At 69.6% G+C, this 22,128-nt stretch carries 18 protein-coding genes and 1 tRNA gene; 3 read left to right on the top strand and 16 right to left on the bottom strand.

Going from position 1 to position 22,128, the window contains the following annotated elements:
* Positions 1 to 7 precede the first annotated feature (7 nt).
* From rpsJ to DSZ44_RS10235, 14 genes are all read right to left on the bottom strand, one after another.
* Positions 8 to 316, bottom strand: coding sequence for a 30S ribosomal protein S10 (rpsJ, locus tag DSZ44_RS10300; protein ID WP_110852528.1), 309 nt, complete (start codon positions 314 to 316; stop codon positions 8 to 10).
* 714 nt (positions 317 to 1,030) lie between these two features.
* Complete coding sequence (tuf, locus tag DSZ44_RS10295) at positions 1,031 to 2,224, bottom strand: elongation factor Tu (RefSeq protein ID WP_110852527.1); 1,194 nt, start codon at positions 2,222 to 2,224, stop codon at positions 1,031 to 1,033.
* A gap of 118 nt (positions 2,225 to 2,342) precedes the next feature.
* Entirely contained in the window at positions 2,343 to 4,445 is a 2,103-nt protein-coding gene (fusA, locus tag DSZ44_RS10290) for an elongation factor G (RefSeq protein WP_110852526.1), read from the bottom strand.
* Positions 4,446 to 4,493: 48 nt separating this feature from the next.
* On the bottom strand, positions 4,494 to 4,964 hold the full coding sequence (rpsG, locus tag DSZ44_RS10285) for a 30S ribosomal protein S7 (protein ID WP_110852525.1): 471 nt from the start codon (positions 4,962 to 4,964) through the stop codon (positions 4,494 to 4,496).
* Entirely contained in the window at positions 4,964 to 5,338 is a 375-nt protein-coding gene (gene rpsL, locus DSZ44_RS10280) for a 30S ribosomal protein S12 (RefSeq protein WP_110852524.1), read from the bottom strand. Before rpsL ends, rpsG begins: the two co-directional genes overlap by 1 nt.
* Before the next feature lie 263 nt (positions 5,339 to 5,601).
* Complete coding sequence (locus DSZ44_RS10275) at positions 5,602 to 9,492, bottom strand: DNA-directed RNA polymerase subunit beta' (protein ID WP_110852523.1); 3,891 nt, start codon at positions 9,490 to 9,492, stop codon at positions 5,602 to 5,604.
* 92 nt (positions 9,493 to 9,584) lie between these two features.
* Positions 9,585 to 13,100: a DNA-directed RNA polymerase subunit beta gene (gene rpoB, locus DSZ44_RS10270; RefSeq protein ID WP_110852522.1), complete on the bottom strand. Its 3,516-nt coding sequence runs from the start codon at positions 13,098 to 13,100 to the stop codon at positions 9,585 to 9,587.
* Positions 13,101 to 13,419: 319 nt separating this feature from the next.
* On the bottom strand, positions 13,420 to 13,809 hold the full coding sequence (gene rplL / locus DSZ44_RS10265) for a 50S ribosomal protein L7/L12 (protein WP_110852521.1): 390 nt from the start codon (positions 13,807 to 13,809) through the stop codon (positions 13,420 to 13,422).
* A gap of 75 nt (positions 13,810 to 13,884) precedes the next feature.
* The gene (rplJ, locus tag DSZ44_RS10260; protein ID WP_110852520.1) at positions 13,885 to 14,409 is read right to left on the bottom strand and encodes a 50S ribosomal protein L10; all 525 of its coding nucleotides are present in this window, start codon (positions 14,407 to 14,409) and stop codon (positions 13,885 to 13,887) included.
* Positions 14,410 to 14,702: 293 nt separating this feature from the next.
* Positions 14,703 to 15,419 carry a 50S ribosomal protein L1 gene (gene rplA / locus DSZ44_RS10255; protein ID WP_110852519.1) on the bottom strand — a complete coding sequence of 239 codons (717 nt, stop codon included), beginning with the start codon at positions 15,417 to 15,419 and terminating at the stop codon, positions 14,703 to 14,705.
* 106 nt (positions 15,420 to 15,525) lie between these two features.
* Positions 15,526 to 15,957, bottom strand: a complete 432-nt coding sequence (gene rplK / locus DSZ44_RS10250; RefSeq protein ID WP_110852518.1) for a 50S ribosomal protein L11 — start codon at positions 15,955 to 15,957, stop codon at positions 15,526 to 15,528.
* 91 nt (positions 15,958 to 16,048) lie between these two features.
* A complete protein-coding gene (gene nusG / locus DSZ44_RS10245) occupies positions 16,049 to 16,834 on the bottom strand; it encodes a transcription termination/antitermination protein NusG (protein ID WP_110852517.1) in 786 nt (261 codons plus the stop codon).
* 49 nt (positions 16,835 to 16,883) lie between these two features.
* Positions 16,884 to 17,153, bottom strand: a complete 270-nt coding sequence (gene secE, locus DSZ44_RS10240; protein ID WP_110852516.1) for a preprotein translocase subunit SecE — start codon at positions 17,151 to 17,153, stop codon at positions 16,884 to 16,886.
* 62 nt (positions 17,154 to 17,215) lie between these two features.
* Positions 17,216 to 17,288: transfer RNA gene (locus DSZ44_RS10235), tRNA-Trp, on the bottom strand.
* Between the two features lie 189 nt (positions 17,289 to 17,477).
* Here DSZ44_RS10235 and DSZ44_RS10230 point away from each other — a divergent pair.
* The 3 genes from DSZ44_RS10230 to DSZ44_RS10220 all read left to right on the top strand — a co-directional run bounded on the left by DSZ44_RS10230 (position 17,478) and on the right by DSZ44_RS10220 (position 20,964).
* Positions 17,478 to 18,704, top strand: coding sequence for a pyridoxal phosphate-dependent aminotransferase (locus DSZ44_RS10230; protein WP_181424600.1), 1,227 nt, complete (start codon positions 17,478 to 17,480; stop codon positions 18,702 to 18,704).
* Positions 18,705 to 18,784: 80 nt separating this feature from the next.
* Entirely contained in the window at positions 18,785 to 20,290 is a 1,506-nt protein-coding gene (locus tag DSZ44_RS10225; RefSeq protein ID WP_258369402.1) for a sensor histidine kinase, read from the top strand.
* Positions 20,290 to 20,964 (top strand): response regulator transcription factor, encoded by a 675-nt coding sequence (locus DSZ44_RS10220; RefSeq protein ID WP_110852513.1) that lies wholly within the window; start codon positions 20,290 to 20,292, stop codon positions 20,962 to 20,964. Before DSZ44_RS10225 ends, DSZ44_RS10220 begins: the two co-directional genes overlap by 1 nt.
* A gap of 79 nt (positions 20,965 to 21,043) precedes the next feature.
* On the opposite strand, the gene DSZ44_RS18075 is transcribed toward DSZ44_RS10220, so the two are convergent.
* Positions 21,044 to 21,532, bottom strand: a complete 489-nt coding sequence (locus tag DSZ44_RS18075; protein WP_146237518.1) for a hypothetical protein — start codon at positions 21,530 to 21,532, stop codon at positions 21,044 to 21,046.
* A gap of 97 nt (positions 21,533 to 21,629) precedes the next feature.
* Positions 21,630 to 22,127 carry a hypothetical protein gene (locus DSZ44_RS10210; protein WP_146237517.1) on the bottom strand — a complete coding sequence of 166 codons (498 nt, stop codon included), beginning with the start codon at positions 22,125 to 22,127 and terminating at the stop codon, positions 21,630 to 21,632.
* Between the last annotated feature and the right edge of the window lies 1 nt (position 22,128).

Here is a 22,128-nt window from a genome sequence, read left to right as displayed (position 1 = left end):
GCGAACCTCAGAGCTTGATCTCGATGTTGACGTCGGCGGGCAGGTCGAGCCGCATGAGCGAGTCAACGGCCTTCGGCGTCGGGTCGATGATGTCGATGAGGCGCTTGTGGGTGCGCATCTCGAACTGCTCGCGGCTGTCCTTGTACTTGTGCGGTGAACGAATGACGACGAAGACGTTCTTCTCCGTCGGCAGCGGCACCGGACCCACGACCGTCGCACCAGCGCGAGTCACCGTGTCGACGATCTTGCGCGCCGAGCTGTCGATGACTTCGTGGTCGTAGGACTTGAGCCTGATGCGGATCTTCTGTCCCGCCATGGCGTCGTCTAACCTCTCTCGTACCGCTCTGTTACCGTCCCCCGCGCTCGGGCGTGTCGCGCAGTGCGCACACACCTGAGCACGGCGCATCGTCGATGCGGGGCCCTTGTGCTTGCTTGTGGAGCCAGGGCTCGGGGCCCGACTCAGCCTGACACCCGGGGGCACGCCCCCAGGCAACCGGAACAGTCTGCCAGACCCGACCGCCTCATGGCGAATCGACTCCGGCCCTCACCGGTGTGTCCTTGGTCATCGGCGGGCCGTGGACCCTCCGACTGTCGGCGCTCCCGGTGCGGTCACCGCGAGCACACGCATGCCGGGCTCTCACCCGACCGGATCTACCCTACCAGCCCGCGCGCCTCCTTGACGAGGCGGGCCCCGGGTGACCTCCCGCACCGTTCCCGAGCACCGCCCTCCCCCGTCCCCCCGCCCCGCCCCGCCCCGCCACCGACGGTCGACCTGAGGTCCGGCGCGAGCTCTCCCGCCGGCAGTCGCCCCCCTCTACGGGCCCAGCGTCGCCGCTCGTTGCCTCGCCGGCCGCCCGCCGGCAGCACGGGCCGTCCCACCTCGGCTCCCGGCGGGGAGGGGCCGGTGGCGGCCGACCACCTCGGGCCTCGACGCGAGAGACGGCCGGGCGGGGATGACGAAGGGCCCGGCGAGCGTGCTCGCCGGGCCCTGCGGGTCGTGCTGGGTGCTGGGTCTAGGCCCAGCGCAAGATCACTGGAGGATCTTGACGACGCGGCCGGAGCCCACGGTGCGGCCACCCTCACGGATGGCGAAGCCGAGGCCCTCCTCCATCGCGATCGGCTGGATGAGGTCGACCGTCATCTCGGTGTTGTCGCCGGGCATGACCATCTCGGTGCCCTCGGGCAGCTGGATGACGCCGGTGACGTCCGTGGTGCGGAAGTAGAACTGCGGGCGGTAGTTCGAGTAGAAGGGGTTGTGACGCCCACCCTCGTCCTTGCTCAGGATGTAGACCTGGGCCTCGAACTTCGTGTGCGGGGTGATGGAGCCCGGCTTCACGACGACCTGGCCACGCTCGACCTCCTCGCGCTTGGTGCCGCGGAGGAGCAGACCGACGTTCTCGCCCGCCTCGGCGGTGTCGAGGAGCTTGCGGAACATCTCGACGCCGGTGACGGTCGTCTTGAGGGACTTCTCCTTGATGCCGACGATCTCGACCTCGTCGTTCACCTTGAGCGCACCGCGCTCGACACGACCGGTGACGACGGTGCCGCGACCGGTGATCGTGAAGACGTCCTCGATCGGCATGAGGAAGGGCTTGTCGACGTCGCGCTCCGGGGTCGGGACGTTCTCGTCGACAGCGGTCATGAGCTCCTCGACGGCGGCGACCCACTTCGGGTCACCCTCGAGGGCCTTGAGCGCGGAGACGCGCACGACCGGCGCGTCGTCGCCCGGGAACTCCTGGCTGGAGAGCAGGTCGCGGACCTCGACCTCGACGAGCTCGAGGATCTCCTCGTCGTCGACCATGTCGGACTTGTTCAGCGCGACGAGGACGTAGGGCACGCCGACCTGACGGGCGAGCAGGACGTGCTCACGCGTCTGGGCCATCGGGCCGTCGGTCGCCGCGACCACGAGGATCGCGCCGTCCATCTGCGCCGCACCCGTGATCATGTTCTTGATGTAGTCAGCGTGACCGGGAGCGTCGACGTGGGCGTAGTGGCGCGCCTCGGTCTGGTACTCGACGTGCGAGACGTTGATGGTGATACCGCGCTGACGCTCCTCGGGAGCGTTGTCGACCTGGTCGAACGGGGTGAACTCGTTCAGGTCGGGGTACTTGTCGTGCAGCACCTTGGAGATGGCCGCGGTCAGCGTCGTCTTACCGTGGTCGACGTGACCGATGGTGCCGATGTTGACGTGCGGCTTGGTCCGCTCGAACTTGGCCTTCGCCACTTGTGTCCTCCTGGGACTCGGGTAGTTGTCTGCTCATCGTCAGGTGCGTGTGCGCCTGTCGGGGAGCAAGCCCTACGGGTCGGTTTTGTGATGGGTACTGCTGGTCGACCAGTGGGACTTACTCGCCCCGGGTCTTCTTGATGATCTCCTCGGCAACGTTCCGAGGAACCTCGGCGTAGCTGTCGAACTGCATCGAGTACACGGCGCGACCCTGGGTCTTGGACCGCAGGTCACCGACGTAGCCGAACATCTCCGACAGCGGCACCAGTGCGCGAACGACCTTGATGCCAGTCGCGTCCGTCATGGACTGGATCATTCCACGACGAGAGTTGAGGTCACCGATGACGTCGCCCATGTACTCCTCGGGCGTACGCACCTCGACGTCCATGACGGGCTCGAGGAGGACGGGGTCCGCCCTGCGGACGCCCTCCTTGAACACCATCGAGCCGGCGATCTTGAAGGCCATCTCCGAGGAGTCGACCTCGTGGTAGGCGCCGTCGAGCAGGATCGCCTTGACACCCACCATGGGGTAGCCGGCGAGGACACCGTTCTGCATGGAGTCCTGGATGCCCGCGTCCACGCTGGGGATGTACTCGCGCGGGATGCGGCCACCGGTGACCTTGTTCTCGAACTCGTACAGCTCGCCCTCGGCGGTGTCGAGCGGCTCGAAGGTCACCTGCACCTTCGCGAACTGGCCGGAGCCACCGGTCTGCTTCTTGTGCGTGTAGTCGACCTTCTCCGCCGTGCGGCGGATGGTCTCGCGGTAGGCGACCTGCGGCTTGCCGACGTTCGCCTCGACCTTGAACTCGCGGCGCATGCGGTCGACGAGGACGTCGAGGTGGAGCTCGCCCATGCCGCCGATGACGGTCTGGCCGGTCTCGTCGTCCAGGCGCACGGTGAAGGTCGGGTCCTCCTCGGCGAGCTTCTGGATCGCGGTACCGAGCTTCTCCTGGTCACCCTTGGTCTTGGGCTCGACCGCCACGTGGATGACGGGCTCGGGGAAGGTCATCGACTCGAGGACGATCGGGGCGTCCTGGGCGCACAGCGTGTCACCGGTGGTGGTGTCCTTGAGGCCGATGAACGCGTAGATGTGGCCCGCGTGGGCCTCGTCGACCGGGTTCTCCTTGTTGGAGTGCATCTGGAAGAGCTTCCCGATGCGCTCCTTCTTCCCCTTGGTGGAGTTGAGGACCATGTTGCCCTGCGTCACCCGGCCCGAGTAGACGCGGACGTAGGTGAGCTTGCCGAAGAACGGGTGGACGGCGACCTTGAAGGCCAGCGCCGAGAACGGCTCGTCCTCGTTCGGCTTGCGGGTCAGCTCCTTCTCCTCGTCGCCGACGGCGTGACCGACCATGGGCGGCACGTCGAGCGGGGAGGGGAGGTAGTCGATGACGGCGTCGAGGATGGGCTGGACGCCCTTGTTCTTGAACGCCGTGCCGCAGAAGACGGGGAAGGCCTCGCCGGACACGGTGAGGGCGCGCACGCCCTTCTTGATCTCCTCGGGGGTGAGCTCCTCGCCGCCGAGGTACTTCTCGAGCAGCTCCTCGTCAGCCTCGGCCACGTCCTCGATGAGCGCGGCGCGGTACTCCGCCACCTTCTCGACGAGGTCGGCGGGGACCTCCTCGATCGTGTAGTCCTCGCCCTTGCTGACCTCGCCGCGCCAGGTGAGCGCACGGTTGTAGACGACGTCGACGACGCCGATGAAGTCGGACTCCGAGCCGATGGGCAGCTGCATGACGAGCGGCTTGGCCTTGAGGCGGTCCTTGATGGTCTGCACGGTGAAGTAGAAGTCCGCGCCGAGCTTGTCCATCTTGTTGACGAAGCAGATGCGCGGGACGTTGTACTTGTCCGCCTGCCGCCACACGGTCTCCGACTGCGGCTCGACGCCCTCCTTGCCGTCGAACACGGCGACGGCGCCGTCGAGGACGCGCAGGGAGCGCTCCACCTCGACGGTGAAGTCGACGTGCCCGGGGGTGTCGATGATGTTGATCTGGTTGTCGTGCCAGTAGCAGGTCGTGGCGGCCGACGTGATCGTGATGCCGCGCTCCTGCTCCTGCTCCATCCAGTCCATCGTGGAGGCGCCGTCGTGCGTCTCCCCGATCTTGTAGTTGATGCCCGTGTAGAACAGGATCCGCTCGGTGGTCGTCGTCTTGCCGGCGTCGATGTGCGCCATGATGCCGATGTTGCGGACCTTGGTCAGATCGGTCAGCACGTCAAGTGCCACAGGAGACTCTCTTCAGTCGATTGCGGGTGCAGGGCGAGGAGGCGCCGACTACCAGCGGTAGTGCGCGAAGGCCCGGTTGGACTCGGCCATCTTGTGGGTGTCCTCGCGGCGCTTGACCGCGGCACCGAGGCCGTTGGAGGCGTCGAGGATCTCGTTCATGAGGCGCTCGGTCATCGTCTTCTCACGACGGGCCCGGGCGTAGTCCACGAGCCAGCGCAGCGCGAGCGTGGTCTGCCGGGAGGGGCGGACCTCGACGGGCACCTGGTAGGTGGCGCCACCGACGCGGCGGGAGCGGACCTCGAGGGAGGGGCGGACGTTGTCCAGCGCGCGCTTGAGGACGGCGGTGGGGTCACCGTCGGTCTTCTCGCGCACACCCTCGAGGGCGTCGTAGACGATCCGCTCGGCGGTGGACTTCTTGCCGTCCCGCAGGATGCGGTTGACGAGCTGGGTGACGGTCGGGGACCCGTAGACCGGGTCGACGACGAGCGTCCGCTGAGGCGCGGGACCCTTGCGCGGCATTACTTCTTCTCCTTCTTCGCGCCGTAACGGCTGCGAGCCTGCTGGCGACCACGGACACCCTGGGTGTCGAGCGCGCCGCGCACGATCTTGTAGCGAACGCCGGGGAGGTCCTTCACACGACCACCACGGACGAGCACGATGGAGTGCTCCTGAAGGTTGTGACCGACGCCGGGGATGTAGGCCGTGACCTCGATCCCGCTGGACAGGCGCACGCGCGCGACCTTGCGGAGCGCCGAGTTCGGCTTCTTCGGGGTCGTCGTGTACACGCGGGTGCACACCCCGCGCCGCTGGGGGCTGCCCTTGAGGGCGGGCGTCTTCGACGTCGAGGTCTTGACGCTGCGGCCCTTGCGGACCAGCTGCTGAATCGTGGGCACTACGTCTCCGTCTCGGATGTGTTTCTCTGCTTGATGTTCGCCCGGCGGCGGGCCGCCGGCACGACCGTGGTCTGCTGTCGGCCCAGCCCCCCGCGCTCGGGAGTGTCGCCGGGCCTGCGGTTCACAAGCACGCACGAGGGACCCGATGTCGCGGGCACCGCCCAGTAGCGTACTCTGCCGCTGTTTCTTGCGTCAAAGCGTGGCGACTTGACGTCCGTCACGCGCGCCGTGGGGCGGCCGCGCCGCGGCCGCCCCACGGTGTGTCACACGCCGCGGAAGTCGACGCCGAAGGAGTCCGGGCCGAAGTCCAGCTCCTCGAGCATGATCGGGTCCGAGCCGCCCTGGACGAAGTCCAGCTCGCTGTAGCCCAGCTGGGAGAAGGCCTTGGCCTTCGCCTCCTCGGTCGGCTCGACGTCCACGTTCCGGTAGCGGGGCAGGCCCGTGCCGGCGGGGATGAGCTTTCCGAGGATGACGTTCTCCTTGAGGCCGAGCAGCGGGTCGCGGCGCCCGCTCATCGCGGCCTCGGTCAGCACCTTGGTGGTCTCCTGGAAGGAGGCCGCCGACAGCCACGAGTCCGTGGCCAGCGACGCCTTGGTGATGCCCATGAGCTCGGGGCGGCCGGAGGCCGGCGCCCCGCCCTCGGAGACGGTGCGGCGGTTCTCGTCCTCGAAGCGGCCGCGCTCGGCGAGCTCACCCGGCAGGAGCCGGGAGTCGCCGGAGTCGAGCACGGTGACGCGACGCAGCATCTGGCGGACGATGACCTCGACGTGCTTGTCGTGGATGTCCACGCCCTGGGAGCGGTAGACCTCCTGGACCTGGTCGACGAGGTGCTTCTGCACCGCACGCGGGCCGAGGATGCGCAGGACCTTCTTCGGATCCACCGCACCGGCGACGAGCTGGCGGCCGACGGCGACGTGCTCGCCGTCCTCGACCAGCAGGCGCACGCGCTTGGAGACCGGGTAGGCCAGGTCCTCACCGCCGTCGTCGCGGACGACGACGATCTTGCGCGTCCGCTCGGAGTCGTCGATCTTCACGCGGCCGGCGGCCTCGCTGATCGGCGCCTCACCCTTGGGGGTGCGGGCCTCGAAGAGCTCCTGGATACGGGGCAGACCCTGGGTGATGTCCTCGGCCGAGGCCGCACCACCGGTGTGGAAGGTACGCATCGTCAGCTGCGTGCCGGGCTCACCGATCGACTGGGCCGCGATGATGCCCACGGCCTCGCCGATGTCGACGAGCTTGCCGGTGGCCAGCGAGCGGCCGTAGCACTTCGCGCAGGTGCCCACCCGGGACTGGCAGGTGAGGACCGAGCGGACCTTGACCTGCGTGACCCCCGCGGCGACGAGCCGGGCGATGAGGACGTCACCGACGTCCGCGCCGGCCTCGGCGACGACGGTGCCGTCGTCGCTCGTGGCGTCCTGGGCGAGCGTGCGGGCGTAGACGCTGGTCTCGACGGTGTCGAGCAGCGAGAGGTTGCCCGAGGAGTCCGTCTCCGCGATCGGCAGCGTGAGGCCGAGCGAGGTCCCGCAGTCGTCCTCGCGGACGATGACGTCCTGGGAGACGTCGACGAGGCGACGGGTGAGGTAACCGGAGTCGGCGGTCCGCAGCGCGGTGTCCGCCAGACCCTTTCGGGCCCCGTGCGTCGCGGTGAAGTACTCGAGGACGGACAGGCCCTCGCGGTAGTTCGACTTGATCGGACGCGGGATGATCTGGCCCTTGGGGTCGGCGACCAGACCACGCATACCGGCGATCTGACGGACCTGGTGCCAGTTACCACGGGCACCGGAGGTCACCATCCGGAAGATGTTGTTGTCCGCCGGGAAGTTCGCCCGCATGGCCTGGTCGACCTCGTTGGTCGCCTGGGTCCAGATGTCGATGAGCTCGGAGCGACGCTCCTCCTCGCTGCGGCGGCCGAGGTCGTACTCGCGCTGGACCTTCTGCGCCTTCTCCTCGTAGGACTCGAGGATGTGCGCCTTGGTGTCCGGGGCGACGACGTCGGAGATCGCGATCGTGACGCCCGAGCGGGTGGCCCAGTGGAAACCGGCCTCCTTGAGGGCGTCGAGGCTCGCGGCCACCTCGACCTTCGGGTAGCGCTCGGCGAGGTCGTTGACGATCCCCGAGAGCTCCTTCTTGCCGACGACGCCGTTGACGAACGGGTAGTCGATCGGCAGCGCCTCGTTGAACAGCGCGCGGCCCAGGGAGGTCTCGAGGGTGATCGGGTCACCCTCCTCCCAGCCCTCCGGCGCCGTCCAGCCGAGCGGCGGGACGAGGTCGGTGAAGCGGATCCGCACGGTCGCGTTGATGTCGACCTCGCCGGCGTCGAAGGCCATGCGCGCCTCGGCGGGCGAGCCGAAGACCCGGCCCGCACCCGTGGCGTCGGTCTTCTCACCGGTGAGGTGGAACAGGCCGATGATCATGTCCTGGGTGGGCATGGTCACCGGACGACCGTCCGAGGGCTTGAGGATGTTGTTGCTCGAGAGCATGAGGATGCGGGCCTCGGCCTGCGCCTCGGTGCTCAGCGGCAGGTGCACGGCCATCTGGTCGCCGTCGAAGTCGGCGTTGAAGGCGCCGCACACGAGCGGGTGGAGCTGGATGGCCTTGCCCTCGACCAGCTGCGGCTCGAAGGCCTGGATGCCCAGGCGGTGCAGCGTGGGGGCGCGGTTGAGCAGCACGGGGTGCTCGGTGATGACCTCCTCGAGCACGTCCCACACCTGGGTGCGGGCCCGCTCGACCATCCGCTTGGCGGCCTTGATGTTCTGCGCGTGGTTGAGGTCCACGAGCCGCTTCATGACGAAGGGCTTGAAGAGCTCGAGCGCCATCTGCTTGGGCAGGCCGCACTGGTGCAGCTGCAGCTGCGGGCCGACGACGATGACCGAACGGCCGGAGTAGTCGACGCGCTTGCCGAGCAGGTTCTGCCGGAAACGTCCCTGCTTGCCCTTGAGCATGTCGGAGATCGACTTGAGCGCGCGGTTGCCGGGTCCGGTGACCGGGCGCCCACGGCGGCCGTTGTCGAACAGCGAGTCGACGGCCTCCTGGAGCATCCGCTTCTCGTTGTTGACGATGATCTCCGGCGCACCGAGGTCGAGCAGCCGCTTGAGGCGGTTGTTCCGGTTGATGACGCGGCGGTAGAGGTCGTTGAGGTCGGAGGTCGCGAAGCGGCCACCGTCCAGCTGGACCATCGGACGCAGGTCCGGCGGGATGACCGGGACGGCGTCCAGGACCATGCCCAGCGGCGAGTTCTCGGTCGTGAGGAACGCGTTGACGACCTTGAGGCGCTTGAGCGCGCGCGTCTTGCGCTGCCCCGTGCCGGTGGAGATGGTCTCGCGCAGCGAGTCGGCCTCGGCGGCCAGGTCGAAGGTCTCCAGGCGCTTCTGGATGGCCTCGGCCCCCATGTAGCCCTTGAAGTAGATGCCGTAGCGCGCCTGCAGCTCGCGGTAGAGCAGCTCGTCGCCCTCGAGGTCACCGACCTTGAGGTTCTTGAACCGGTCCCAGATCGTGTCGAGACGGTCGAGGTCCTGGTCGGCGCGCTTGCGGATCTGCGCCATCTCGCGCTCGGCGGACTTGCGCAGCTTCTCGCGGGCGTCGGCCTTGGCCCCGGCCTGCTCGAGCTCGGCGAGGTCCTCCTCCAGGCGCTTGGCACGGGACTCGATGTCGGTGTCGCGCTTGCGCTCGACGTCCTGCTTCTCGAGGTCCATCTCGTTCTGGAGGCTGGACAGGTCCTCGTGGCGACCGTCCTGGTCGACCTCGGTGATCATGTACGCCGCGAAGTAGATGACCTTCTCGAGGTCCTTCGGGGCGAGGTTGAGGAGGTACCCGAGGCGCGACGGGACGCCCTTGAAGTACCAGATGTGGGTGACGGGGGCGGCGAGCTCGATGTGGCCCATCCGCTCACGACGCACCTTGGAGCGCGTGACCTCGACACCGCAGCGCTCGCAGATGATGCCCTTGTAGCGCACGCGCTTGTACTTGCCGCAGTTGCACTCCCAGTCCCGGGTGGGACCGAAGATCCGCTCGCAGAACAGGCCGTCCTTCTCCGGCTTGAGCGTGCGGTAGTTGATCGTCTCGGGCTTCTTGACCTCTCCGTGGGACCAACCACGGATCTCCGATGCCGTGGCCAGGCCGATGTGGAGCTGGTCGAAGACATTGACGTCGAGCAAGGTTTCCTACTTCCTTCGGTGTGTCACCGTGTGGAATCCAAACGGGCCGGTGAGGCTGCCGTGACGACGGGCGTCACGGCAGCCGCGGCCTCTTAGATGTCGTCGACGCTGCTGGCGTCGGGACGACGCGACAGGTCGATCCCGAGCTCGTCGGCAGCGCGGTAGACCTCCTCGTCGGCGTCACGCAGCTCGATGGCGTTGCCCTCCGCGTCCAGGGCCTCGACGTTCAGGCACAGGGACTGCATCTCCTTCATGAGCACCTTGAAGGACTCGGGGATGCCGGGCTCGGGGATGTTCTCGCCCTTGACGATGGCCTCGTAGACCTTGACGCGTCCGGGGATGTCGTCGGACTTGATCGTCAGGAGCTCCTGCAGCGCGTAGGCGGCGCCGTAGGCCTCCAGGGCCCACACCTCCATCTCACCGAAGCGCTGGCCACCGAACTGTGCCTTACCGCCCAGCGGCTGCTGGGTGATCATCGAGTACGGGCCGGTGGAGCGGGCGTGGATCTTGTCGTCCACGAGGTGGTGGAGCTTGAGGATGTACATGTAGCCGACCGCGACGGGCTCGGGGAAGGGCTCCCCGGAGCGGCCGTCGAACAGACGCGCCTTGCCGTCGGTGCCGACCATGCGCTCGCCGTCACGGTTGGGCGTGGTGTGCCCGAGCAGACCGGTGAGCTCGTGCTCGTGGATGCCGTCGAACACCGGCGTCGCGACCGGCGTGCCGGCCTCTCCGCGCAGTGCGCCCTCGGGCAGGTTCTCGGTCCACGTCCCCTCGCCCTGCGGCGCCTCGGTGGCGTCCCAGCCCTGCTTGGCGACCCACCCGAGGTGGGTCTCGAGCACCTGGCCGACGTTCATGCGGCCGGGCACACCGAGCGGGTTGAGGATGATGTCGACCGGCGTGCCGTCCTCGAGGAAGGGCATGTCCTCGACGGGGAGGATCTTGGAGATGACGCCCTTGTTGCCGTGGCGCCCGGCGAGCTTGTCGCCGTCGGTGATCTTGCGGCGCTGGGCGATGTAGACGCGCACCATCTGGTTGACGCCGGCGGGCAGCTCGTCGTCCTCGTCCGCGTTGAACTCCTGGATCCCGATGACGGTCCCGGACTCACCGTGGGGCACCTTGAGGGACGTGTCGCGCACCTCGCGGGCCTTCTCGCCGAAGATCGCGCGCAGCAGGCGCTCCTCGCTGGTCAGCTCGGTCTCGCCCTTCGGGGTGACCTTGCCGACGAGGATGTCGCCGGCGCTGACCTCGGCACCGATGCGGATGATGCCGCGCTCGTCGAGGTCGGCGAGCACGTCCTCGGAGACGTTCGGGATGTCCCGGGTGATCTCCTCGGCGCCGAGCTTGGTGTCGCGGGCGTCGACCTCGTGCTCCTCGATGTGGATCGAGGACAGGACGTCCTCGGCCACGAGGCGCTGGGAGAGGATGATCGCGTCCTCGTAGTTGTGGCCCTCCCACGACATGAACGCGACGAGGAGGTTGCGGCCCAGGGCCAGCTCGCCGTCGTCGGTCGCCGGGCCGTCGGCCAGCGAGGAGCCGACCTCGACGCGGTCGCCCTCGTCGACCAGCACACGCTGGTTGTAGGACGTGCCCTGGTTGGAGCGGCGGAACTTCGCGACGCGGTAGACCTGGTTCGTGCCGTCGTCGGCGGCGACGTGGATCGCGTCGGCCGAGACCTCGGTGACCACGCCGGCCTTGCTGGCGACGATGACGTCACCGGCGTCCACGGCGGCACGGCGCTCGAGACCGGTGCCCACGAGCGGGGCCTCGCTGCGGACCAGCGGGACCGCCTGACGCTGCATGTTGGCGCCCATGAGCGCGCGGTTCGCGTCGTCGTGCTCGAGGAAGGGGATCATCGCGGTCGCGACGGACACCATCTGGCGGGCGGAGACGTCCATGTAGTCGACGTCGGCGGCCGGCACGGCGGCCATCTCGCCACTGCCCCCGCTCGCCCGGACGAGCACCTGCTCCTCGCGGAACCTGCCCTCGTCGTCGAGCTTGGCGTTGGCCTGCGCGATGACGTACCGGTCCTCGTCGTCGGCCGTGAGGTAGTCGACCTCGTCGGTGACCTGGCCGTCGGTGACCCGGCGGTACGGGGTCTCGACGAAGCCGAAGGGGTTGATCCGGGCGAAGGTCGCGAGCGAGCCGATGAGGCCGATGTTCGGGCCCTCAGGGGTCTCGATCGGGCACATGCGGCCGTAGTGCGAGGGGTGGACGTCACGGACCTCCATCGCCGCGCGGTCACGGGACAGACCACCCGGGCCGAGGGCGTTGAGACGACGCTTGTGCGTCAGCCCGGCCAGCGGGTTGTTCTGGTCCATGAACTGCGACAGCTGCGACGTGCCGAAGAACTCCTTGATGGAGGCGACGACCGGCCGGATGTTGATGAGGGTCTGCGGCGTGATCGCCTCGACGTCCTGCGTGGTCATGCGCTCGCGCACGACGCGCTCCATCCGGGACAGACCCGTGCGGATCTGGTTCTGGATGAGCTCGCCGACGGAGCGGATGCGGCGGTTGCCGAAGTGGTCGATGTCGTCGGTCTCGACGCGCACGGCGACCTGCTCGCCGTCCCGCTCGACGGTGTACTCCGTCTCGCCCTTGTGCAGGGCGAGGAGGTAGCGGACCGCGGCCTTGATGTCCTCGACGCGCAGCACCGACTCGGTGAGGTCACCACCGGTGCCGAGCTTCTTGTTCACCTTGTAGCGGCCGACCTTCGCGAGGTCGTAGCGCTTGGGGTTGAAGTAGTAGTTGTCGAGGAGGTTGCGACCGGCCTCGACAGTCGGCGGCTCGCCGGGGCGGACCTTGCGGTAGATGTCGAGCAGGGCCTCGTCCTGGGTGCTGACGTTGTCCTTCTCGAGGGTCTCCAGCAGGACCGGGTACTCGGCGAACTCCTCGCGGATCTCCGACTCGGTCATGCCCAGCGCACGCAGGAAGACGGTGATCGACTGCTTGCGCTTGCGGTCGATACGGATGCCGACCGCATCGCGCTTGTCGATCTCGAACTCGAGCCAGGCGCCGCGCGAGGGGATGATCTTCGTCGTGAAGATGTCCTTGTCGGACGTCTTGTCGGCGCTGCGCTCGAAGTACACGCCCGGGGAACGGACGAGCTGGGAGACGACGACACGCTCGGTGCCGTTGATGATGAACGTGCCGCGCTCGGTCATGAGCGGGAAGTCGCCCATGAAGACCGTCTGCGACTTGATCTCGCCGGTCTCGTAGTTGGTGAACTCCGCCGTGACGAACAGCGGGGCGGCGTAGGTGAAGTCCTTCTCCTTGCACTCCTCCGGCGTGTACTTCGCCGGCTCGAAGCGGTGGTCGTTGAAGGAGAGGGACATCGACTGGCCGAAGTCCTCGATCGGGGAGATCTCCGCGAAGATCTCCTCCAGGCCCGAGGTGCGAGGGACGTTCTTGTCGCCCTGCTCGATGGCAGCGGCGACGCGGTCGCGCCACGCCGGGTTGCCGAGGAGCCAGTCGAAGCTCTCGGTCTGCAGCCCGAGGAGGTCGGGCGCCTGGAGCGGCTCCTGGATCTTGGCGAACGAGACACGGCGCGATGCGAGCCGTGTGGCGATGTCTTCAGCGGTGGGAACAGAAGAGGTGCGCGAGGCAGCCAAAGGGGGTCCTTCCCTGCGAATTGTGTGCACACTGCGCTGTCGGGACTGTCTCCTCGTCGCGTCGACCCGGCACGGGTACGATGGCGGCAGACAGGCAGGCAGAAGTCAGCGCAAAGCGACAGCATACACACGTGCGCAGGGCTATGTCCAGCGCACCGTCGCGCTGTGGGCCCTGGTTCGAACCGACGCCGCTCACCATACGCCATCGCTTGGGGCGGGAGAAGTCAGGACGCGCCGGGAGATCCCGGGGACGCCGACGGCCCGGCACCCCGAGGGGTGCCGGGCCGTGACGGGCCGTGAGGCCGGTGTCAGTGAGAGGTCACTTGACGGAGACGGTGGCCCCGGCGCCCTCGAGGGCCTCCTTGGCCTTGTCCGCGGCGTCCTTGTCGACGCCCTCGAGGACGGCCTTGGGAGCCGAGTCCACGAGGTCCTTGGCCTCCTTGAGGCCGAGGCTCGTGAGCGCGCGGACCTCCTTGATGACCTGGATCTTCTTGTCGCCGATCGCGTCGAGGACGACGTCGAACTCCGTCTTCTCCTCCTCGGCGGCGCCGGCGTCGCCGCCGCCGGCCGGGGCGGCCGCGGCAACGGCGACCGGAGCAGCGGCGGTGACCTCGAAGGTCTCCTCGAACTGCTTCACGAACTCGGAGAGCTCGATGAGGGTGAGCTCCTTGAAAGCCTCGATGAGCTCGTCGGTGGTGAGCTTCGCCATGGTGGCGTCCTTCCTGGTTGTTCTGCCCTGTGCTGTCTACTGCGTGGAGCAGGGTGGGGTGGGGGTACCGAAGCCTCAGGCGGCGTCGGCGGCCTGCTTCTCGCGCAGGGCCTCGATGGTGCGCGCGGCCTGGGTGGCCGGCGCGGTGAACATGTACGCAGCCTGGTAGAGCGCTGCCTTGAACGCGCCAGCCGCCTTGCCCAGCAGCACCTCACGGCTCTCGAGGCTCGCGAGCTTGTCGACGTCCTCCGCCGACAGCATGCGGCCCTCGAGGACACCGCCCTTGATGACGAGCTGGGGGTTGCTCTTCGCGAAGTCGCGCAGACCCTTGGCCGCGTCCACGGGCTCACCCGTGACGAAGGCGATCGCGGTGGGACCGGAGAGCTGGTTCTCGAGCTCGTCGAGTCCCGCCTCCTTCGCCGCGATGGCGGTCAGCGTGTTCTTCACGACGGCGTAGCTGGCATTGGTGCCGAGCGAGCGGCGCAGCTCCTTGAGCTGACCGACGCTGAGCCCGCGGTACTCGGTGAGCACGACGGCGTTTGCCTCACGCAGCTGCTGCGTGAGCTCGGTGACTGCCGCCACCTTGTCAGGCCTCGCCATGGCCCTCCTTCTCGGTCGTGCCGCCGGAGGATGAGGTCGAGCAACAAAAAAGCCCCGCGCAGGGTGTGCACGGGGCGCGTCGCGAGACGGCGTCACATGATCACCTGCGCTGGCTCCGCTGCTGCGGACTTCGACCCGTCATGGCTGACAGGGGACCGGCGGTCTTGGGCAGAGGCAACAGTACCCCGGCACCGCCCCGCGGTCCAAGCCCGGGTGCGCCGGTGTGCCGCACCCCACAGATGCAGCAGCGCCCCGGTCCTCGCGGGCCGGGGCGCTGCTGACGTGCTCTCAGGTCAGGACGGGGTGTCCGTGGTGAGGTTGCGCGTGAGGGTGGCGTCGAGCGGGATGCCCGGGCCCATCGTCGTGGCCATGGTGGCCTTGGAGATGTACCGGCCCTTGGCGGAGGCCGGCTTGAGCCGCAGCACCTCGTCGAGGGCGGCGGCGTAGTTCTCCACCAGCTGCTCCTCGGTGAAGGAGGCCTTGCCGACGATGAAGTGGAGGTTGGAGTTCTTGTCGACGCGGAACTCGATCCGCCCGCCCTTGATCTCCGTCACGGCCTTGGCGACGTCCATGGTCACCGTGCCGGTCTTGGGGTTGGGCATGAGGCCACGGGGTCCGAGCACGCGGCCGAGGCGGCCGACCTTGCCCATGAGGTCCGGGGTCGCGACGGCGGCGTCGAAGTTCGTGTAGCCCGCGGCGACCTTCTCGATGAGCTCGTCGCCACCGACCTCGTCGGCACCGGCAGCCTCGGCCTGCGCCGCACGCTCGCCGACGGCGAAGACGAGGACGCGGGCCGACTTGCCCGTGCCGTGGGGCAGGCTGACGGTGCCGCGCACCATCTGGTCCGCCTTGCGGGGGTCGACGCCGAGACGGAAGACGACCTCCACGGTCTGGTCGAACGTGGTCGTCGCGTTCTCCTTGGCGAGGCGCACGGCCTCGAGGGGGGCGTAGACCTGGGAGCGGTCGATCTTCTCGGCCGCCTTGCGGTAGTTCTTGCTGCGCGTGGTCATGCTGCTTCTCCTAGTGTGAGCAGTCGTGGTCTGCGGGTCCGCGCCGGACCCTGCCACGTGGCGCCGAGGCGCCTGGAACGACGGACGCGGGGAGCGCCCTGGCGTCTCAGTCCGAGACGGTGATGCCCATGGAACGGGCGGTGCCGGCGATGATCTTCGCGGCGGCGTCGACGTCGTTGGCGTTGAGGTCGACCATCTTGCCCTCGGCGATCTCACGGACCTGGGCCATCGTCAGGGTGCCGACCTTCGCGGTGTGCGGGGTGCCGGAACCCTTGGCGACGCCGGCGGCCTTCTTGATGAGCTCGGCGGCGGGCGGGGTCTTGGTGACGAAGGTGAACGAGCGGTCCTCGTACACCGTGATCTCCACGGGGACGACGTTGCCACGCTGCGACTCGGTCGCGGCGTTGTACGCCTTGCAGAACTCCATGATGTTCACGCCGTGCTGGCCCAGCGCGGGGCCGATGGGCGGCGCGGGGGTCGCGGCGCCGGCCTGGATCTGGAGCTTGATCAGGCCTGCAACCTTCTTCTTGGGAGGCATGGTGCGTCCTTATGTTCCTGGGCGTCGGTGACCGCCGACGCCGCCTTGCGGGTCCGGCGCAGCAGGAAGCGTGCGCCGGGGAGCCGTCCGCTCAGATCTTGGCGACCTGCGAGAACGACAGCTCGACCGGGGTCTCCCGGCCGAAGATCGACACGAGCACCTTGAGCTTCTGCTGCTCCGGGCTGATCTCGGAGATCGTGGCCGGGAGGGTCTCGAAGGGCCCGTCGGTGACGGTGACGGACTCGCCGACGGAGAACTCGACCTCGATCGGGGTGCTCGGGGCACTCCCGCCGGCCGCGGCCTTGGCCGTCTCCTTGGGGGCGAGGGTCGGGGCGAGCATCGAGAAGACCTCGTCCTCGGTCAGCGGCACCGGCTGGTGCGTGTGGCCGACGAAGCCGGTGACACCGGGCGTGTGGCGCACCGCGCCCCACGACTCGTCGGTCAGGTCCATGCGCACGAGCACGTAGCCCGGGATGCGCACCCGGGTGACGAGCTTGCGCTGGGAGTTCTTGATCTCGACGACGTCCTCCATCGGGACCTCGACCTGGAAGATGTAGTCCTCCATGTTGAGGCTCTGGATGCGGTTCTCGAGGTTCGCCTTGACGCGCTTCTCGTAGCCCGCGTAGGAGTGCACGACGTACCAGTGGCCCGGCTGCAGCCGCAGCTCGCGACGGAACTCCTCCTCGGGGGAGACGTCCTCCGCGTCCTCGGCGTCGTCCTCGACGACGGCCGAGTCCTCGGCCGGGGTCGAGTCCTCGCCGGCGGCCGCACCCTCCTCCACGGCCGCGGGGGTCTCGGCCTCCGCACCTGGCAGGTCGTTGGGGATGTCGTCAGGAGCCTCGTCCTGGGCCGTGTGCTCCACGGTCTCCTCAGTCACGGGGTCACCAACTTTCTTGCGTCGTAGTTCGATGCTGCGGGGGGCGGTCTCAGCCGCCGAACACCCACAGCGCCAGTCGCCCGAAGCCCAGGTCGACAAGGCCCACGTAGGCCATGATCGCCAGCACGAAGACGATGACGACGACGAAGAACGTGAACAGCTCGTTGCGGGTAGGCTTGACGACCTTCTTCAGCTCGGCGATCACCTGGCGGACGAACAGCGCGATCCGGGCGAAGAGACCACGCTTCTTGGTCGCCCCGGCCCCGTCGCGGCCGGCACGCTCGGGCTTGCCCGAGGTCGTGCTCGCGGACTCACTCACAGGCGGTCTTCCTCACTGGTCTGGGTGTCGTTACCGAGGGCGCCGTACCGACGCCGCTGCTGCAGGGCAGGAGGGACTCGAACCCACAACCGCCGGTTTTGGAGACCGGTGCGCTACCAATTGCGCCACTGCCCTTCGCGGCCCCGTCCCCGACGGACCGTCGCAGCGCGCGGTCCAGCGGGTGGTCGAGAGCCACCAGGGATCGAGTGTACGCGTCCGGGGCCGCTTGGTCGAATAGGGTCCCGGGTGACGCTCGTCGCGGGACCTCGTCCGCGGGGCGGGCGGCCCGGGGACGGCATCCACGAGCCGTGCCACCATAGCCGGGTGAGCGAGCACACGAGCACCCCGAGCACCCCGTCCCCCACGCGCGTCTCCGCCCGGCTGGCGGCGATCGCCGAGAGCGCCACGCTGGCGGTCGACGCGAAGGCGAAGGCACTCAAGGCCGCCGGGCGGCCGGTCATCGGCTTCGGCGCCGGCGAGCCGGACTTCCCCACCCCGCAGTACATCGTCGACGCTGCCGTCGCCGCGGCGCAGGACCCGGTCAACCACCGCTACTCCCCCGCCAAGGGGCTGCCCGTCCTGCGCGAGGCCATCGCCGCCAAGACGTTGCGCGACTCCGGCTACGAGATCTCCCCGGACCAGGTCCTCGTGACCAACGGCGGCAAGCAGGCCGTGTACCAGGCCTTCGCCGCGATCATCGACCCGGGTGACGAGGTCCTGCTGCCCGCCCCGTACTGGACCACCTACCCGGAGGCCATCGCGCTGGCCGGCGGGCGCGCCGTCGAGGTCGTCGCCGGCTCCGACCAGGACTACCTCGTCACGGTCGAGCAGCTCGAGGCGGCCCGCACCTCCCGCACCAAGGCGCTGCTCTTCTGCTCGCCGTCCAACCCCACCGGCGCGGTCTACTCCGCCGAGCAGACCGCCGCGATCGGCCGCTGGGCCCACGAGCACGGCGTGTGGGTCATCACCGACGAGATCTACGAGCACCTCGTCTACGACGACGCCGTGTTCACCCCCGTGCTGCGGGCCGTCCCCGAGCTCGCCGACACGACGATCGTCCTCAACGGTGTCGCCAAGACCTACGCGATGACCGGCTGGCGCGTGGGCTGGATGGTCGGCCCGAGCGACGTCATCAAGGCGGCGACGAACCTCCAGTCCCACCTCACCTCGAACGTCGCCAACGTCTCCCAGCGTGCTGCCCTCGCCGCGGTGTCCGGCGACCTCAGCGCCGTCGCCACGATGCGCGAGGCCTTCGACGAGCGCCGCCGCACGATGGTGAGCATGCTCCGGGAGATCGAGGGCATCGAGGTCCCCACCCCGCGGGGCGCGTTCTACGCCTACCCGAACGTCGAGGGCGTCCTGGGGCGGACGATCCGCGGCCGTACGCCGCAGACCTCCGCGGAGCTGGCCGCGCTCATCCTCGAGGAGGCGGAGGTCGCCGTCGTGCCCGGTGAGGCCTTCGGTCCCAGCGGGTACCTGCGCCTGAGCTATGCGCTCGGGACCGACGACATGGTCGAGGGCATCCGGCGCATCCAGGAGCTCCTCGCCTGAGGACACGGTGGGAGAGGCCCGGGCGAGCTGCCCGGGCCTTTTCTCATCCCTGTCTCATGCCGGGCCCCGATACTGACCACGTGAGCACCCGCCGTCGTCGTCCCCTCACGGTCCGCACCCGCATCCTCGCGACCGTGCTGGTGCTCAGCACGCTCGCCCTCGCCGCGGCCGGGGGGACGGCGTGGGGGCTGCAGCGCATCCGCGTGGACGGTGACATCGACGAGGCCCTCGACCGGACGATCACCGAGCTTCGCACCCTGGCGGAGACGGGCGTCGACCCGGACACCGGCCGGGCCTTCCGGGACTCCGACCGCCTGCTGTACACGATGATGAGCCGCGAGGTGCCGGCGACGAACGAGGGCATGATCGCCTTCATCCGGGACAACGTCCGCTACCAGACGCAGGACATCGGGGTCCCCCTCGCCCTGGACCCCGAGCTCGTCCACGCCGTCTCGGACGCCTGGCAGCTGGACCGCGTCGTCATCGACACGCTGCGCACCTCCCAACGGGAGTACCGCTACGCCGCCGTGCCCGTCCAGGTCGGGGACTCGGCGCCGGGCGCGATGCTCCTCGCCTTCGACCGCGACGCGCAGCAGGCGGAGGTCGGCGCGACCTTCCGCACCTACGGCCTGGTCGCCGCCGGCTCGCTGCTCGTCCTCGCCGTCGTCGCGTGGGTGCTCTCCGGCCGCCTGCTGCGGCCGCTGCGGACGCTGCGCGAGACGGCGGAGCAGATCAGCGTCACCGACCTGTCCCGCCGCATCCCGGTGGACGGCACGGACGACCTGTCCGAGCTCGCCCGGACGTTCAACGACATGCTCGGCCGGCTGGAGACGGCCTTCGGCTCCCAGCGTCAGCTGCTCGACGACGCCGGGCACGAGCTGCGCACGCCGATCACCATCGTGCGGGGCCACCTCGAGCTCATGGACCCGACCGACGAGCAGGACGCCACCGAGACCCGGGCGCTCGCGCTGCGCGAGCTGGACCGGATGCACCGGCTGGCCGACGACCTCGTCCTGCTCGCCAGGTCCGAGGCCCCCGACTTCGTCCGGACCGAGCCGACGGACGTCGGCACGCTCCTCGACAACGTGCTCGACCAGGCACGGCAGCTCGGCAACCGACGCTGGCGGGTGACGACGCGTGCCGAGGCCGTCGTCGACGTCGACCCCGAGCGCGTGACCCAGGCCCTGCTCCAGCTCGCCGCCAACGCGGTCAAGTTCTCCGACGACGGCAGCACCATCCGCCTCGGCTCCCGCCTCGAGGACGACTGCCTGACCCTGTGGGTGGAGGACGAGGGCATCGGCATCCCGCCCGAGCAGCAGGACCGGGTCTTCGAGCGCTTCGCCCAGGTGACAGGACCGCAGCGACGCCCGGCCGGGGGCTCGGGCCTGGGCCTGTCGATCGTCGCGGCCATCGCCGCCAACCACGGGGGGCGGGTCGTCGTCGCCTCCGCCCCGGGAAAGGGGTCGCGCTTCACCCTCGTCCTGCCCGCGCCCGGCGCCCAGCCCGCCCTCATCCCCGACGACGAGATCGTCGTCGACCCCGACGAGGTCGCCGCCGAGGGCGCCGGCCAGGACGGAACCCGCTGATGTCCCAGATCCTGATCGCCGAGGACGAACCCGGCATCTCCTCCTTCATCACCAAGGGCCTGCGCGCCGCCGGGTACGCCTCGACGGCCGTGACGACCGGACAGGAGGCGCTCGCCCTCGCGCTGGCCGGGGACGTCCAGCTGCTCGTCCTCGACATCGGCCTGCCGGACATGGACGGCTTCACCGTGCTGCGCCGCCTGCGGGAGGCCGGCTCGTCCCTGCCGGTCATCATCCTCACGGCTCGCACCTCGGTGGACGACACCGTCGCCGGGCTCGAGGGCGGGGCCGACGACTACATGCCCAAGCCGTTCCGCTTCGAGGAGCTCCTCGCCCGGATCAGGCTGCGCCTGCGCGCGCCGGAGCAGAGCACCCAGGCGACCAACGTCCTCTCCTTCGGTGACCTGTCCCTGGACCTGCGCACCCGGCACGCGACGGTCGCCGGCCGGGAGGTCGAGCTGTCCGCCCGCGAGTTCTCCCTCGCCGAGACCTTCCTGTCCCACCCGGGCCAGGTGCTCAGCCGTGAGCAGCTGCTCGACCGGGTGTGGGGCTACGACTTCGACCCGGGGTCCAACGTCGTGGACGTCTACGTCCGCTACCTGCGCAAGAAGGTCGGCGCCGAGCGCATCGTCACCGTGCGTGGCATGGGCTACCGCCTCGTCGACACCACCCGCTGAGAGGGTCGCTCCCCGCGCGTGCACCTCGCGCGGAGGAGCCGGCCCCGCTGCGGGGCCGGCTCCTCGGCGCGTGACGGCGTCAGTCGGCGGAGTCGGCCGACGCCGGGCTCCCCGCGCTCTGGGCGCTGGCAGGGCTGGGCGCGCTCGCGGGGCTGGGCGGGGTGGCCGGGCTCTGGGCGCTCGCGGGGCTCGGCGGGGTGGCCGGGCTCTGGGCGCTCACCGGGCTCGGCGGGGTGGCCGAGCTCTGAGCGCTCACCGGGCTCGGCGGCGTGGCCGGGCTCTGAGCGCTCACCGGGCTCGGCGGGGTCGCGGGTGACTGCGCGCTGACGGCCGTCTGGGCCGTGAGGGCCGAGCCGGCGGTGGGCGAGGCCGGGTCGGTCGCGCGGGCGTCCGCCTCGGGCCGGGTCGGGGCCCCGGCCGTCGGCGCGTCGGTCGCGGCGGCGGCGACGTCGATGCCCGCCCCCGCGGCGGTGGCGGAGTCCTCAGCGCTCGCACCGACCACGCTGCCGCCGATGAGCGCAACGGCCCCGAGCGCTCCGGTGACGATCCAGCTCCTGCGTGTGCTCATCCTTCATCTCCTGTCGTCGGCCGCCGTGGCGGGCTGTGGCACCTACTCAACCGGCGGTGGGTGAGACGACGAGGAGCAGGAGATGAGGTGACTCTCATCAGTCGCCGGAGTCGGCCGACGGGGCGCTCTGCGGGCTGGCGGGCGAGACGGGTGAGGGGGCCGTGACGGGGCTGGGGGCCGAGACGGCGGTGGGTGCGCTGACCTGGGTGGGCTGCTGGGCGGGCTGCGTGACCGGAGCCTGCGTGCGGGCAGGAGCCTGGGTACGGGCGGGGGCCGGCTCGGGAGCCGGCTCGCCGGCGGCGGGCTCACGGGCAGGGAGCGTGGAGGCCGTCTTGCGCGGCGGCTCCGCCGGGGTCGCGGCAGACGGTACCGAGGCGGCCGTCAGCGTCGTCGCGGCGCTGCCCGCGGCAGGCGACGCAGGGTCGGTCGCGCGGGTGTCGGGGCCCACCTGTGCGGAGGCCTCCTCGTCGCCCACCCGCACCGCGGGAAGCGTCTGGCTCCCCGGTGGCTGGGTGACGGTCAGGGCTGCCCAGCCCGCCCCACCGAGGCCCAGGGCCCCCAGCACACCGGTCGTGACCCACCGTCGGACGCTCATC

The organism is Georgenia satyanarayanai (genome assembly GCF_900116375.1).
Lineage (GTDB): Bacteria > Actinomycetota > Actinomycetes > Actinomycetales > Actinomycetaceae > Oceanitalea > Oceanitalea nanhaiensis.
The sequence above is the reverse complement of the archived record's forward strand: the minus strand, read 5'-3'. Positions and strand labels throughout refer to the sequence as shown.